17 protein-coding genes are annotated in these 14,242 nt (G+C 43.7%); 8 read left to right on the forward strand and 9 right to left on the reverse strand.

The features are described 5' to 3' along the window. The first annotated feature begins 128 nt into the window (after positions 1–128). Entirely contained in the window at positions 129–431 is a 303-nt protein-coding gene (gene hlpB / locus BVI01S_RS20700; RefSeq protein ID WP_034763372.1) for an HNH nuclease-like protein HlpB, read from the forward strand. 46 nt (positions 432–477) lie between these two features. Here the strand turns inward: hlpB and BVI01S_RS20705 are convergent, their stop codons facing one another. The 6 genes from BVI01S_RS20705 to BVI01S_RS20725 are packed head-to-tail and all read right to left on the reverse strand — an operon-like array spanning position 478 to position 2,460. Continuing rightward, positions 478–714, reverse strand: a complete 237-nt coding sequence (locus tag BVI01S_RS20705; RefSeq protein ID WP_439951117.1) for a spore germination protein — start codon at positions 712–714, stop codon at positions 478–480. 60 nt (positions 715–774) lie between these two features. Next, the gene (locus BVI01S_RS20710; RefSeq protein ID WP_034763375.1) at positions 775–1,182 is read right to left on the reverse strand and encodes a spore germination protein GerPE; all 408 of its coding nucleotides are present in this window, start codon (positions 1,180–1,182) and stop codon (positions 775–777) included. 3 nt (positions 1,183–1,185) lie between these two features. Continuing rightward, entirely contained in the window at positions 1,186–1,365 is a 180-nt protein-coding gene (locus BVI01S_RS20715; protein ID WP_034763377.1) for a spore germination protein GerPD, read from the reverse strand. Continuing rightward, positions 1,340–1,969 carry a spore germination protein GerPC gene (gene gerPC, locus BVI01S_RS20720; protein ID WP_061811421.1) on the reverse strand — a complete coding sequence of 210 codons (630 nt, stop codon included), beginning with the start codon at positions 1,967–1,969 and terminating at the stop codon, positions 1,340–1,342. Before gerPC ends, BVI01S_RS20715 begins: the two co-directional genes overlap by 26 nt. 31 nt (positions 1,970–2,000) lie before the next feature. After that, positions 2,001–2,225, reverse strand: a complete 225-nt coding sequence (locus BVI01S_RS22330; protein WP_079533795.1) for a spore germination protein GerPB — start codon at positions 2,223–2,225, stop codon at positions 2,001–2,003. A 13-nt stretch (positions 2,226–2,238) separates the two neighbouring features. After that, entirely contained in the window at positions 2,239–2,460 is a 222-nt protein-coding gene (locus BVI01S_RS20725) for a spore germination protein (protein ID WP_034763379.1), read from the reverse strand. A gap of 130 nt (positions 2,461–2,590) precedes the next feature. Between BVI01S_RS20725 and BVI01S_RS20730 the strand changes: the two genes are divergently transcribed. From BVI01S_RS20730 to BVI01S_RS20740, 3 genes are all read left to right on the forward strand, one after another. Then, positions 2,591–3,778, forward strand: coding sequence for a DUF418 domain-containing protein (locus BVI01S_RS20730; protein ID WP_061811422.1), 1,188 nt, complete (start codon positions 2,591–2,593; stop codon positions 3,776–3,778). A gap of 24 nt (positions 3,779–3,802) precedes the next feature. Beyond that, on the forward strand, positions 3,803–4,672 hold the full coding sequence (locus BVI01S_RS20735; RefSeq protein ID WP_061811423.1) for a fumarylacetoacetate hydrolase family protein: 870 nt from the start codon (positions 3,803–3,805) through the stop codon (positions 4,670–4,672). A 72-nt stretch (positions 4,673–4,744) separates the two neighbouring features. Then, on the forward strand, positions 4,745–5,116 hold the full coding sequence (locus BVI01S_RS20740) for a YisL family protein (RefSeq protein ID WP_060670344.1): 372 nt from the start codon (positions 4,745–4,747) through the stop codon (positions 5,114–5,116). A gap of 145 nt (positions 5,117–5,261) precedes the next feature. Here BVI01S_RS20740 and BVI01S_RS20745 read toward each other — a convergent pair whose 3' ends face one another. Next, positions 5,262–5,825, reverse strand: a complete 564-nt coding sequence (locus BVI01S_RS20745; protein ID WP_034763385.1) for a DUF2777 family protein — start codon at positions 5,823–5,825, stop codon at positions 5,262–5,264. 158 nt (positions 5,826–5,983) lie between these two features. Between BVI01S_RS20745 and asnB the strand changes: the two genes are divergently transcribed. From asnB to BVI01S_RS20765, 4 genes are all read left to right on the forward strand, one after another. Beyond that, positions 5,984–7,831, forward strand: coding sequence for an asparagine synthase (glutamine-hydrolyzing) (asnB, locus tag BVI01S_RS20750; protein ID WP_061811424.1), 1,848 nt, complete (start codon positions 5,984–5,986; stop codon positions 7,829–7,831). Positions 7,832–8,164: 333 nt separating this feature from the next. Continuing rightward, positions 8,165–9,688, forward strand: a complete 1,524-nt coding sequence (locus tag BVI01S_RS20755; protein WP_061811425.1) for a phytoene desaturase family protein — start codon at positions 8,165–8,167, stop codon at positions 9,686–9,688. Next, a complete protein-coding gene (locus BVI01S_RS20760; RefSeq protein WP_061811426.1) occupies positions 9,685–11,187 on the forward strand; it encodes a phytoene desaturase family protein in 1,503 nt (500 codons plus the stop codon). The genes BVI01S_RS20755 and BVI01S_RS20760 overlap by 4 nt, the downstream gene beginning before the upstream one ends. Further along, a complete protein-coding gene (locus tag BVI01S_RS20765) occupies positions 11,153–11,989 on the forward strand; it encodes a phytoene/squalene synthase family protein (protein WP_034763391.1) in 837 nt (278 codons plus the stop codon). The genes BVI01S_RS20760 and BVI01S_RS20765 overlap by 35 nt, the downstream gene beginning before the upstream one ends. A 108-nt stretch (positions 11,990–12,097) precedes the next feature. Here BVI01S_RS20765 and BVI01S_RS20770 read toward each other — a convergent pair whose 3' ends face one another. Further along, positions 12,098–13,483 (reverse strand): ammonium transporter, encoded by a 1,386-nt coding sequence (locus BVI01S_RS20770; protein WP_061811427.1) that lies wholly within the window; start codon positions 13,481–13,483, stop codon positions 12,098–12,100. A 62-nt stretch (positions 13,484–13,545) separates the two neighbouring features. Beyond that, positions 13,546–13,887: a P-II family nitrogen regulator gene (locus BVI01S_RS20775; protein WP_034763395.1), complete on the reverse strand. Its 342-nt coding sequence runs from the start codon at positions 13,885–13,887 to the stop codon at positions 13,546–13,548. Between the last annotated feature and the right edge of the window lie 355 nt (positions 13,888–14,242).

The raw sequence follows: 14,242 nt of genomic DNA on the forward strand, positions 1-14,242 counted from the left end.
CGGTGTAACAAGTGATCCTAACTTTTATTGTTCGTCTTTAGAGGAATCGATTTAGTTATGTCCCAGCCCATTATTTTTGCTGCTACAGGGAATACCTATACTAAACACTTATTGAGGGATGGTGAAAGATGAGTAAAAGAGCGATTGGTGCATGTGAATTATGTGCCAGGAGAAATGTAGAGATCACGATTCATCACCTCACACCCAAGGAGGTCGGGGGAACATTCCTCCCCACGGCACAACTATGCATCCCTTGTCACAAACAGATTCATTCCCTTTACACTAATGACGAGCTTGGCGCTAGATTGAATTCAATTGAAGAGTTAAGAAAAGATGAGAAGATTCATGCATTCATAAAATGGATCCGCAAGCAGCCGCCTACGAAGTTAATCAAAACAAAGAAAAGTCACGAGCGAAGAAAGAAGAGATAGTCAATACAAAAAAACCAAAAAGCCTGCTGGTGGGCTTTTTGGTTTTTTAGTTATTTCCGGTAATTGGCTGGTCTACCACGTTACAATCAAATGTTGTATTAACACTAAATACATTGTAGCTCAGTTGAAATGGTCCGGTATTGAATCCACCAGAACCACTGAACGTTTTCGATGCGGACTTAGGGGAGATAATACCTGTATCCCCAAACTGTACACTTCCTCCGCCTACATTAAGAATAGCGACAGGACCTACTAAAGCGGGCATATTCAACATCCTCTTCATAAATATCTATACTGTTAACCTATGTGAAACAGAATGGAATGTTCATATTCCTATAGGCTTTTAGTCTGGCTGGTCTATGGTTTCGAAATTTTCCGTCTCTTCATGCTTTTTAGGTTCAAGCTGACGGATGTGCTTCACCCTTGCTTCCATGGCAACATTGGACGTATTTCCAATATGGATAATGGAAGAGAATGCTGTAGCCTTTACAAATATTTGATCCACTTTGATCGGACAAAGGTTCAGTCTGTTGACTCTCACTGTTGGATCGATGGGAGGTTTTTTCAGTGGACCTTGAAAAACATCAGAATCAAAACTTCCTTCACTCGTTAAGAAAAATTCTTTCTCTCGTTGGACCGCATAGGCAAAGGATAGAGCATTTATATTTTCGGAATCGCCTAGTTGATAGAGAGAGCTAAAGGATAACGTTATGCCATCTAATTTGTTTACAATCGAATAACGCTTAAACATCGATCATCCTTTCGGTGTCAGTGGAACGAATGGACCGACGATCAATGACTCTGGCGGTGTATCGAATGCAGAAGTAAGCTGAATGATATCAGCATCCCCGATCAGAACAAGGGAGGAGCTCGCCACCCCTGCAATATCGATACTGCCGACTGATAATTCACGATTGATTACTTGGAGGTTCATTGTTATTCATCCCTTCCATATTCTCCGGCATCTGGGACATAAAGGAGAAGAGTGCCGTTTGAATATCCTGTTTGATTTTTGAAATGATTTTTCTTTCCCATTCCCCTTCAGACTGTTTGGACTCGACATGCGGAATGTTCTCCAGATAGAAATCGATTCTCTGCGGCATCTGATTCAGAAGGTCTTGCTGCACCATTTCATAATAGGAAGGATCGAGGGATCGTTGGAATTGCATTTCATTGTCTTGAATCAGGGAAGGTACTTCGGTTTGAATGTACGCTTGAATTTCTTTCGTTATTCTTTCTTTATAAGGAGTCAGGTCTTTGATCGAATCGACATTCACATTCTGATCCACGGCCAAATCTTCTATCGTATCCTTTAAATTACTTGGATTAAGGCCGATGTTCAATGTTCCGTCCAGGGACTCGACTTTAAGCTGATCGAACTTATATTCAATTTTTTCCACATTGATCTTGGGAGTATCTTTGATCGTCGTCAATTCCTGTGAGAGCTCATCTACTTTCTTTTCTAACGCGACAATTCTCGAATTCAACATGTCGATATACTGATACAGTTGTTGGGGTGTCATATAGTAATTAGTCATCCTGCCACCTCTTTTCTTGTCGCGGACTCTTTTAAGGCCTTTGAAGAGGAACTAAAGGAGATGCTGATGGCCCCTGTGACACACTCCCATTCTTTTCTGCTTCAGGAGCAGGTTCCGTGAAACCACCAGTATTATACAGATAGTCATTTGTATTTATTTGTCCACATGTACCAATCTGCAATACGGAAGAATTGGACATTCCCCCGATTTTTATGAATTGTATCTGTATGGATTGTTGAACATAATAATTCGTCATTTTCGCATCACACTCATAGGGTAAAGTTTATTCCTTGATCCATGCCATCGTCGTCAACCGTGTAGGTCAAGGAACTTTCATTATAGACGGAAATCCCTCTACCTGTAATAAATGAACCTGCACCGGCAAAGGTTTTGGCTGTTGATACCGGACTGATGTTAAAGACGTCCCCAATGTGAAAGACGGCACTGGAACCAACGTTTATGACTTGTGCTATTCCTACAATTGCAGGCATTCTGACTCACACCTTTAAGACAAAGTTAATTATTGTTATTCTATGTTAAGAACATGAATAGGTGATAATCGCCTAAATGACCGTTTCAGGTTAGAATAGAAATTAGATCAATGATTTCGGAGGAAAATGAATGAACAACTTGTCGCCAATTGAACAATCAGAACGTATTGTAACTCTCGATGTGATCAGGGGATTCTCTCTGCTTGGCATCTTTATCATCAACATGATTTCCTTCCATTCACCGTTTCTGTACCTTGATCCGTATACCTGGTGGAAAACGCCTGAAGATACGGCATTATTTCCTTGGATTGATGTTTTGGTCCAAGCGAGTTTCTATCCCTTATTCGCCATGATGTTTGGCTATGGGCTGGGGATTCAGCAGCAAAGGGCAACGATGAAAGGAACGTCTTTCTACCTGTTTGGGGTAAGAAGACTCCTTATTTTATCGGGTATCGGCTGTATTCATGCCTTCCTGATCTGGTCAGGGGACATTCTGATAAATTACGCCGTTTTCGGTCTGATCCTTCTTGGTTTCATGCGGCTTTCCGGGAAGGGCTTGATGTGGCTTGGAGGTATTCTATTTCTCATGCCGCAGTTGTTTTTCAGTATTTTACTAGTGTTGATGACATTCTCTGATCCCACGGGTGTGACCAATTATACGAACATTGCCGCATTGCAGGATTCGGTCGCCGCCTATGCATCAGGAAGCTTCAGCAGTATCATGGAACAACGCTTTCAGGACTGGTATATAGTAAACTCACCTGACAATCTTTTATTCTTGTTACTTTCGATTCTTCCTATGATGATGATCGGGGCAGGCGCAAGTAAACTTCAGCTATTGAGCAAAGTCAGAAAGCATAAGAAGGTTTGGATGATAACGGGAGGATGTACGTTACTCGTTGGAATCATCATTAAATCGCTTCCGTTACTCATTGACTCCAACTTCGCTTACAGCTATATACAGGACTTTTTAGGAGGTCCGTTCTTATCAGTATCTTATGCAATAATCCTTTCATTATTATTGTTGAATGAAAAAATGATGAAATGGAGCAAGCCATTCGCTTCAGTAGGGAAGATGTCCCTTTCAAATTACCTGATGCAATCCATCATCGGCACCCTGATTTTCTATTCCTATGGGTTTGGACTTTACGGAGAAGTGACGTTAACGACAGGGACGATGCTCGCAGTGGGGATTTATGTCATACAGGTGATCCTTTCTGAAATATGGTTATCCAAGTTTCAATATGGACCTGTTGAAAAGCTTTGGCGAGTATTAAGTTATGGGAGACGCAATGTTGTGAAAAAGGGAGAAATGTAAAACTGGAAAAGGGGATGAAGAAGGATGAAATTCGTTAGCTATGCAGTTGAGGGGAACGAAACATATGGAGTGGAAGTGGAAGGAAGGATCATTGATTTAGCGGGGGTGGATGAATTACCCGGGGATTTACTTCAGGGAATCGAAGCCGGGGAAGATTTTCTTAAACGTACGGAAGCGGTTCTTAGGGAAAAGGGTGGAGCTCTTCCATCATTCCGAAAGGATGAAGTGCAGTGGCTTTCCCCGATTCCGAGAGTGAAGAGAAACATCATGTGTGTAGGAAAGAACTATCGTGAACATGCCATTGAAATGGGCGGTGAACAGGATATCCCAAAGAATATCATGATTTTCACGAAAGCAACCCATACGGTCATCGGTCACAGGGAAACGGTGCTTCATCATGATGACATCACGGAGGAGCTTGATTATGAAGGGGAACTGGCCGTCATCATAGGAAGGAAAGGGAGAGGCATTTCTCCAGAAGAAGCGATGGACCATGTGTTTGGTTATTCGATCCTGAATGATATCACAGCCCGTGACCTCCAAAAAAAGCATGGCCAATTTTTCATCGGAAAAAGCTTGGATACAACTTGCCCCATGGGTCCATTCCTTGTGACAAAGGATGAAGTGGATGACCCTCAGAACCTGTCCATCATCACGAAGGTCAATGGCGAAATCCGCCAGTCTTCCAATACGGGACAAATGATTTTCTCCATTCCGACGATTATTTCCACCCTGTCTAAAGGAATGACGCTGTTGCCGGGGGATGTCATTGCGACAGGAACACCTTCTGGAGTCGGAAAAGGCTACAATCCCCCACGCTTTTTAAGAAAGGGAGATGTAGTGGAAATCGAAATAGAAGGATTGGGAATTTTGACAAATCCGTTACAGGCTTAGTTAAAATTTCTGTTGATGTACAGACTGTGGTAATATTATGAGCGTAAACTATCTACCTGTAGGAGGTTCAATATGTTTGATAATACACATGCCCATATTACAACATGGGTCGTTGCCATCATTCTTTTCTTTGTAGCGGTCGGACTGCATAACGCAGGGAAGAAAAAAGGCATGAAAGTTGTACATATGATCTTACGATTATTTTACTTGCTCATTATTCTAACCGGTGCCCTTTTATTCTGGAAGCATCAGGGAATCAATCCGGCTCTTTATGGCATTAAAGGATTGGTGGGAATATGGGTGATCGGGATGTTTGAGATGATCCTGGTCCGCATGAATAAAGGGAAAAGCACGAATGTATTGTGGATTGTCATGGTGATCGCGCTACTCATTGTTCTATACTTGGGACTGCGTTTACCACTTGGGTTACATCCATTTGCATAAGCTGGAAGGTCTGCTCATTTATGGAGCAGGCTTTTTTATTTTGGTCACTTCGTCAGATATCTCGCACTACTATCGATTGATGATAGACAAACGCCTGTCGGGTATCTTACCTGACAGGCGTTTGTCTTTTGTATGTGGGGAACGATCAAATATTGAAGCTTTCAATGACAATTCGTCTACCCGTACTTAAGGTGAATTCAAAGCGGTCGCGTTTCTTCTTGTAGTAGGTGAAGTGATGCTGGACGGCACATACTTCCACACCGTTATCAAACGTGATGAAGTTTACGCCTTCCTTGATTTTTTGGTTTCCAAGGAAAACAAGGTGGTTATGGCAGAAGATACTGTCGTAAATCGAATAGCCCAGGTTATTTAAGGCTGTTGTAAACTGATGAAAGGCATCATCCGAAATCTCTTCTAATAAATTCTCCAATGAATACAATATATTCTTCTTTATTTGAATTCGATCGCCATTCTCGATTCTTATTCGCTCATATGGGGTGACGATGAGACCGTCTTCCAAGAGAACGCCAGAAAGCCACTCTCCATCTCTATACACTTTCAGTTCATGATTGAGGTAAAATTCGAGCTCAGATTCTTCCTCGGCGTCGATCTCGAAAAAGAACCATGTATCTTCTTCGAATAAAGCAGTGCCTTCGGAAAAAGATCTTTTTTGGGATTTTAAAATGTTTGATCGAAATATGTTGCTCAAGTGAATATCCCTCCTTAACTACATTTCTTGTCATAATTATCATATTTCATTCATGTAAAGATTGATTGAGACAATTAACCATTTCTCTCAAAGGGGCATAGAATAATTTATGTGTCAGTGAGCCCAGTTTGTTTGACTAGAAAGTGAGGATGATCACTATGTGCGGAATTACAGGTTGGATCGATTATAAACAAGATATGTCGAATGAAAAAGAAGTTGTTGAAAAAATGGCGGAAACCCTTTCTAAAAGGGGACCTGACGAAACGAATGTCTGGGTCGACCAGCATGCTGCGTTCGGTCATAAACGATTGATCGTAGTCGATCCGGCAGGAGGAAGGCAGCCTATGAGCCTCCACCATGACGGACACCTTTTCACCATTTGCTATAACGGAGAGCTATACAATACTGAAGATCTTAGACAAGTACTTATAGAGAAGGGATATACCTTCAAAGGGCATTCCGATACCGAGGTCCTGTTAACCTCTTATATTGAGTGGAGGGAAGAATGTGTCGAGCACCTGAACGGGATATTCGCCTTTGCCGTATGGGACAGTGAGAAAGGGCATGCCTTTATAGGTAGGGACAGAATGGGCGTAAAGCCTTTATTTTATTTTGAAAAGGATGACGGGATCCTGTTTGCATCAGAAATCAAGGCTTTACTTGCTCATCCCGATGTTTTGCCACAGGTGGACCTGCAGGGGCTTTCAGAAGTGCTCGGCCTCGGTCCATCCCGCACTCCAGGGAATGGGGTGTTCAAAGGGGTGAAGGAACTGCGTCCCGCCCATAGCATGATCTTCTCCAAGGAAGGCTTGGCTATTTGGAGATACTGGAATGTGAAAAGTGAGGAGCATACGGATTCGTTCATCGAGACGGTCTCGAAAGTGCGCTTTCTGCTTACGGATGCCATAGAGAGGCAGCTGGTTTCCGATGTACCTCTGTGCACATTCTTATCGGGAGGACTGGATTCCAGTGCGATTACGGCGGTGGCAGCAAATTCATATAAGGAAGAAGGGAAAGGGAAACTTCATACGTATTCCATTGATTATGAAGAAAATGATCAATACTTTAAAGCGAATGATTTCCAACCGAACTCCGATGCCCCATGGATTGAGAAGATGACTGCTGAATTTGATACGGTTCATCACAAATGTGAGATCAGTCAACAAGAGTTAAAGGACTATCTCATTGAAGCCGTGCATGTAAGGGACCTTCCGGGTATGGCCGATGTGGATTCATCTCTCTTATGGTTCTGCAGGGAAATCAAAGAGGACTTTACCGTAGGGCTGTCAGGTGAATGTGCAGATGAAATCTTCGGGGGGTATCCGTGGTTTCACCGCCCGGAAGATTTCAACCGCAGGGGATTCCCATGGATGCGCTCCACAGCGGAAAGACAGGGACTTCTTAAAGAAGAGTGGAGTAAGAAATTAAACCTCGAGGAATATGTTCTGGAGCAGTATGATCGTACGGTTGCCGAAACCCCGTTGTTGGATGGGGAAAATGAACTGGAGACCAAAAGGAGACAATTATTCTATTTAAACTTATTATGGTTCATGACGACTTTGCTGGATAGAAAGGACCGCATGAGTATGGGAGCGAGCCTCGAAGTCCGTGTGCCGTTTGCAGACCATAGACTTGTAGAGTACGTGTGGAACATCCCGTGGGAGATGAAAATGCATGAAGGCAGGGAAAAGGGCATCCTGAGGAAGGCACTTGAAGGCGTACTTCCCCATGAAGTCCTTTACCGAAAGAAAAGCCCATATCCGAAAACCCATCACCCGGAGTATACAAAATTGGTCAGTGACTGGCTCAATGAAATCCTGGAAGACAAGTCAAGCATTCTCTATGAATTATTTGACGAGGCGAAACTCAAAGAAATCGTCGCTAGCGGGGGAGCTGCCTTTGAAGTCCCCTGGTACGGCCAACTCATGACCGGTCCCCAACTACTTGCCCACCTTGCCCAGATCCATGTGTGGTTCAAGGATTATAATATTGAAATTGTGGAGTAAAGCAATCAAAGTGACAAAGAATGTAGAGACAGGTACACACATAGAATGAAAGTATGAATGATTGAAAAGGAGGCATAGTAAAAGGATAAGAATCCTTTTACTATGCCTCCTATTTGCTCTGGCTTTGAATTTTGTTGCTATGTAGCAACAAAATGATGGGAAAGAGATCCGATTGCGGTTTTAAAGGGTTTATTGGGTATAGGACAAGTCCAATGGAGAGGGAAAAACAAATTTAGTTGGAAAAATAAAGTTTATTGTTTTTTCAGAGTGGAAAACAGTTGTATAAGTGTTGTATAATAATTGTACAAATAAAAGACATTGGAGGCTATAATGATGGCCGAAAAGATAATCGTCATTGGTGCAGGTCCCGGGGGCCTGGCCGCGGCAATGCTTCTTGCCAGTAAAGGGTACAAAGTAGATATATATGAGAAGCAATCATTTGTGGGAGGTAGAAATGGTTCTGTCACGATGGATGGCTATACATTCGATATTGGGCCGACATTCCTCAGCATGCCTGAGATAGCAGAAGAACTATTCGAGGCATCAGGAAGGAATCTTCATGATTATGTTGACCTGCGGGAGCTTTCCATGATGTATGAACTCATTTTTAAAGATAAGAAAGTCAAAATGTATAAAGATCCCGAAGCGTTATCGGAGGAAATCGAACGACATTATCCAGGGAATTCAGAAGGGTATACACGTTTCATGAATGATATACGTAAAAAAATGGAACGTTTGAAACCGATTTTACAAAGTCCGATGGATCGATATTATCAATATATCAGTTGGAAGGTATTGAGGGCACTTCCTCAATTATCCTTGGGTAAATCCCTGTACAGCGTGTTGAGTGATTACTTTACAGAGCATGAACTGCGACTCGCGTTCACCTTCCAGTCTAAGTATTTAGGCATGTCCCCCTGGGAGTGTCCGGGCGCCTTTTCCATCTTGTCTTTCATGGAGCACGAATACGGCATCTTTCACCCGATCGGCGGATTGAATCAATTATCGAAAGCCATGGCAAGTGTGGTGAAGGAGCATGGGGGCTCAATCCATCTCGGGTCTGGTGTCAAGAAATTGTGGATTGAAGACGGAAATGACGTAAAAGGGATCATAACTGAAAATGGGGGGAGAGTTGCTGCGGATCAAGTGATCATCAACGGGGACTTTGCTCATGTCATGACCAACCTGGTGGAAGAGGGGGTTTTGAAAAAATACAGCAAAGAAAAGCTGAAAAAGAAAAAATACTCCTGTTCCACATTTATGATTTACCTGGGGCTTGATAAACAATATGATCTCCCTCATCACAGTATCGTGTTCGCGGAGGATTACAGGCGAAATGTAGAGGAGATAACGAAGACATACACCCTTTCAGAGGACCCTTCAATTTATATCCAAAATGCATCAGTGACAGATCCAACGCTGGCGCCGCCGGGGCATTCAACATTATACATCCTTGCACCGGTCCCTAATAATGTAAGCGGGATCGATTGGACAGAAAATGAACAAACGTTCCGGGATCTGGTACTGGATGCAGTGGAGAGCAAGACAGGTTTAGAGAATATCCGGGATCACATCAAGGTAGAAAAGGTCATCTCGCCCCATCATTGGGAGACCGACTTCAACATATATGAAGGTGCCACCTTCAATCTTGGCCACCAATTAACGCAAATGATGGCACTCCGCCCACATAATAAATTTGAAGAACTCGAACACTGCTGGTTGGTCGGAGGAGGCACGCATCCTGGGAGTGGATTGCCTACAATCTTGGAATCTGCGAGGATCACGACCAATATGTTGATGAATGAAGACCCTTCACACTCGTTCACGAAAGAACAAACGATGGAGGAAGCTTTATGAAAACAGCAGTCGTAGGATCAGGTATCGGCGGTTTGATTTCGGCATTGTTACTTGCGAAAGATGGTCACGACGTTACGGTCTATGAGAAAGAGCCGATCATCGGTGGACGTCTTGCCTTTGTTCAGGATGGTGATTACAAGATTGATAAGGGACCTACCATTGTCCTCCTGCCAGACATGCTCATGTCCATCCTTTCGGAAGCGGGCATAGATACGAATGAAATAGAATTCGTTCGCTGCGATCCCCTCTATGATGTTCATTTTGCTGATGGGAAAACGTATACGAAATATGCCGATATCCATAAGCAATATGAAGAGATCAAGAAGAAGTTTCCCGGGGATGAAGAAGGCTTCATTCAATTTATGAGCGATATGGATGAACGATTTGCAATAGGGAAGCCCCAATTTCTTGAAACGTCCTTTCTGCAAAAGAGGGATTATCTCAATCCCCGAACACTAGGGTCATTGCTTAAGCTGAAGGCATACCGCAATGTGATGGGGAACTTAAAGCATTATTTTCAACATGAGAAGTTGCAGACAGCCTATGGATTGCAAACACTATATATCGGCGGCAATCCCTACACGACCCCGGCGATTTACAGCCTGGTGTCCTTCAGTGAACATAAGCACGGCATCTACTATATAAAAGGGGGATATGCTGGGCTATTGGACCATGTGAAGGAAGCGTGCAACCTGCATGGTGTGAAGATTAAAACCTCCTCACCCGTCTCGGAAATCAAAACGAAAGGAGGCAAAGCGACGCATATCATCCTTGGGGATCAGAGGGAGCCGGTCGATTCGGTTATCATTAATGGGGATTTCCCTACAGCATCCAAATTAGTAAGGAAGAAAGCGCCCAAACCGTATAAGCCTTCATCAGCCTGTGTGCTTTTATATATGGGAGTCGACGGGAAGTATGAAGATAAGGAAATGCATCAATTTTATTTAAATGAAGATTTCTCTGGGAATATGGAGGATATTTTCGAGAATAAGAGACTTCCTAAAGAACCTTCCTTTTACGTATTCAATCCTTCCAAGGTCGATTCGTCACTTGCCCCTGAAGGTAAGAGTGTCCTTTATGTCCTCATACCGGTTCCTGTGTCGGAGAAATTCGATTGGAAAGAAGCTTCAGAATACCTTTCCGACCTTATATTGGATACAATGGAAGAAAGGGGATTCGAAGAACTGAGAAAACGGATAACATGGATGAAAATCAGGACGCCTGAAGAGGCGATGCAAGAAGGGTTATATTCAGGGGGGAGCTTCGGAATTGCGCCAAGCTTGGGTCAATCCGGTCCTTTCAGACCCCAGGTACAACCCTTTCCGGAGAAAAACATCTTTGCTGTCGGGGCATCCATCCACCCTGGAGGAGGAGTACCGATTGTCATGCAGGGTGCTAAGCTCGTAGCCCGAGCCTTTAAGGAACATTGCGAAACAGAATCAGAAAGGAAGGATGTGTCCTTACATGAACAAGATCTTGGAAGCATACGACCACTGTGAAAATATCATAAAAGTTCATTCCAAAACTTTTTACAGAGCTTTTTCATTACTGCCGAAAGACCAAAAGAAGGCTGTGTGGGCTGTGTATGCCTTTTGCCGCAAAGTAGACGATATCGTTGACGAGGGCACGAATCCTTCAGAGGAATTGCGCCGGTTCGAAATGGAATTCGAATCGTATCTGACCGGTTTTTATCCCCCGGATGAGCCGATGTGGGTAGCGTTGGATGATGTGTTTAAACGGTTCAACATGGATATTCAAGCTTTCCGGGACATGATAAAGGGTCAAAGGATGGACCTTGGTGAAAAGGTCTACGTCAAGATGGACGATGTCCTTGACTATTCCTATCACGTGGCGAGTACTGTAGGATTAATGCTCCTGCCCATCCTTGCCCCCGGGAAAGAACAGTCATTGAGGGAAGATGGGATCTACCTTGGTTATGCCATGCAGCTGACCAATATATTAAGAGATATCGGCGAGGATCTTGAAAGGGGTCGATTATATATCCCTCAGGATCTATTAGTGAAATATGAGTATACCGTAACGGATTTAAAAGAACACAGAATCAATGAAGCCTTTCAGTCTATATGGGAAGAAATGGCCCGACTTGCAGAAGATTATTATGGAAAAGCGTTTCGTACCATGAATCTTTATCCTATGTATTCGAGGACCCCGGTAAAAGGTGCTGCCCTATTGTACCGTGCGATTCTGAACGAAGTCAGAACGAATGACTATAATGTTTTTTCCAAGAAGCACTATGTATCCAAAGATGCGAAAGAAAAGATCATTTCATCCATTTCATAAATAAGCTCGTATGGAGGCTGTACGGATGCCTTCCATATGAGCTTATTGTTGTCCTGTGTCCATTTTGAAATAGAAAAAAGAGCCGCATAAAGCAGCTCTTACTCAAAATCAGATTGTGTTCCGTTGATTCATATCGTTCACATTTCCCGTTCCGATCGAGTTCAACCGTTCGACTAAGTCAGATCCGAATGGGGAAGCGGAAGAAACGTTCGATTCCAGTACTGTATCCTTTAATTCATAGGCATTGGAGCCATGCTCCGTAAAATCGAGCCCTGAAAGTTCTTCTTCACGGGAGACACGGATACTTGATAGTCTCGTTACGATGAATAGGAATCCACCAACTGTAACGGACGTCCAGGCAATGACGGATAACACCCCCAGGGCTTGAGTGGCGACCAGGGCAGCGCCTCCACCATATAAAAGTCCGTTCTGAACGTCGAACAGTCCCACAGCCACAGTACCCCATATTCCACAAATTCCATGAACGGCAATGGCCCCAACAGGATCATCGACTTTCAATTTCGAATCGATGAAGGTGACCGCCTCCACCAGAACGACTCCAGCGATCAGACCGATCACGAGAGAACCGGCCAGTGATACATTTGCACAACCGGCAGTGATACCCACTAGTCCGCCGAGGGCACCATTTAAAGTAAGGGATGGATCGATTCGCTTAAATCGGATCAACGTGTAAAAAGCGGATGAAAGAATGGCGGCGGAAGCTGAAAATAAAGTCGTCGTGATGACGTGCGGGACAAGGGTGGGGTCAGCGGCCAGACTGCTTCCTCCATTAAACCCGAACCAGCCGAACCATAGGATGAACACACCGAGGGCACCGATGGGAATATTATGGCCCGGGATGACATTCACTTTTCCTTTGCTGTATTTCCCAACACGGGATCCAAGGAATAGGACAGTGATGAATGCGCCTACTGCACCCGTTAAATGGACGACAGTAGATCCGGCGAAATCGACGAACCCAAGCTCAGATAGCCAGCCGCCGCCCCACACCCAATGTCCGACGATCGGATAGATGATTCCAGTCATGGCAATGGTCAAAAGGATATAGCTTTTAAGTTTCATGCGTTCAGCGACAGCACCGGAAATGATCGTGGCACAGGTAGCGGCAAATACGGATTGAAATAAGAAGAAACCGATGTCTTCCCGTCCTGATAGGAAAAAGCTGTCCGTGCCGATGAGGCCGCCTGATGACCCGCCGAACATGAATCCGAACCCTACGATGAAATAAAGAACAGAGGCAATGGCTACAGTTAAGAAGTTTTTCATGAGGATATTAAGAGAGTTCTTGGCGCGGGTGAATCCGGTCTCGACCATGGCAAATCCGGCATGCATGAAGAACACAAGGACTGCAGCGATCATCACCCACAGGGAGTCGACGGATGCTTGAACAGACTCTGCGGTAGGGGCAGCTGCGAATGCGGTAGTGCTAACAAAAAACGACAGGAACAGAAGTGACGTAATTTTTTTAATCAATGGAATCCCTCCAGTATTGGTTTGGTAAAGCAACTAAATGACTGAGTGAAGAAAGAAGTGATTTACAAAACGGCTTTTTTTCCTCGTTCGCCTGTACGGATGCGGATGACATCTTCGACGGGATAGATGAAAATCTTACCGTCGCCAACGGTGCCTGTGCTGCAATGTTCAACGATGAGATCAATGATGTCTTCCACCTGTTCATCATCGATGATCATTTCCACCTTTACGCGGGGGACTAACTGCAGTTCAAATTTATTCCCTCTGAATATCCCCTGTTTCCCTTTTTGTTTTCCACACCCAGCTGCCTCTGATACTGTCAGGCCGCTGAATCCACGAAGACATAATGCTTCTCGCAGGGATAGAAATGCTTCTGCACGAATAATGGCTTCCACTTTTTTCAATGTGATTTCCTCCTTTTTTAAAATTGGCGTTTCTTCATGTTAGGTTTTATGACATGAATAAGTTATATTATTTATCATATTCAGAAAATAACAAAAGTTCAAGTATTAATTTGTAATGAAAGCGTTTTTATGTAAAAAAACATAACATTTATAAATGAGGGCGTTTTCATTTTTAGGAAAAAGAGGTTGGGACAAAAGAGTTTAGTTAAAAGAAAATCCGAACGATCATTTGAAATCGTTCGGATTTATCATTTAGCTGCTTACGTAAATCCTGTTGGTTTTGGATGTAGTAAGTGCTGGTTGATTTCCGCTCCAGTTGCTCGCTTTCCGCGGGGCTGGCGGTGAGCCTCCTCGG

The organism is Rossellomorea vietnamensis NBRC 101237, assembly GCF_001591825.1.
In the GTDB taxonomy this organism is placed as follows: domain Bacteria; phylum Bacillota; class Bacilli; order Bacillales; family Bacillaceae_B; genus Rossellomorea; species Rossellomorea vietnamensis.

Excerpts from the sequence above, each read along its gene's own strand:
- hlpB (WP_034763372.1), top strand. The coding sequence starts at position 129 with ATGAGTAAAAGAGCGATTGGTGCATGTGAATTATGTGCCAGGAGAAAT.
- BVI01S_RS20705 (WP_439951117.1), bottom strand. The coding sequence starts at position 714 with ATGAAGAGGATGTTGAATATGCCCGCTTTAGTAGGTCCTGTCGCTATT.
- BVI01S_RS20710 (WP_034763375.1), bottom strand. The coding sequence starts at position 1,182 with ATGTTTAAGCGTTATTCGATTGTAAACAAATTAGATGGCATAACGTTA.
- BVI01S_RS20715 (WP_034763377.1), bottom strand. The coding sequence starts at position 1,365 with ATGAACCTCCAAGTAATCAATCGTGAATTATCAGTCGGCAGTATCGAT.
- gerPC (WP_061811421.1), bottom strand. The coding sequence starts at position 1,969 with ATGACTAATTACTATATGACACCCCAACAACTGTATCAGTATATCGAC.
- BVI01S_RS22330 (WP_079533795.1), bottom strand. The coding sequence starts at position 2,225 with ATGACGAATTATTATGTTCAACAATCCATACAGATACAATTCATAAAA.
- BVI01S_RS20725 (WP_034763379.1), bottom strand. The coding sequence starts at position 2,460 with ATGCCTGCAATTGTAGGAATAGCACAAGTCATAAACGTTGGTTCCAGT.
- BVI01S_RS20730 (WP_061811422.1), top strand. The coding sequence starts at position 2,591 with ATGAACAACTTGTCGCCAATTGAACAATCAGAACGTATTGTAACTCTC.
- BVI01S_RS20735 (WP_061811423.1), top strand. The coding sequence starts at position 3,803 with ATGAAATTCGTTAGCTATGCAGTTGAGGGGAACGAAACATATGGAGTG.
- BVI01S_RS20740 (WP_060670344.1), top strand. The coding sequence starts at position 4,745 with ATGTTTGATAATACACATGCCCATATTACAACATGGGTCGTTGCCATC.
- asnB (WP_061811424.1), top strand. The coding sequence starts at position 5,984 with ATGTGCGGAATTACAGGTTGGATCGATTATAAACAAGATATGTCGAAT.
- BVI01S_RS20755 (WP_061811425.1), top strand. The coding sequence starts at position 8,165 with ATGGCCGAAAAGATAATCGTCATTGGTGCAGGTCCCGGGGGCCTGGCC.
- BVI01S_RS20760 (WP_061811426.1), top strand. The coding sequence starts at position 9,685 with ATGAAAACAGCAGTCGTAGGATCAGGTATCGGCGGTTTGATTTCGGCA.
- BVI01S_RS20765 (WP_034763391.1), top strand. The coding sequence starts at position 11,153 with ATGAACAAGATCTTGGAAGCATACGACCACTGTGAAAATATCATAAAA.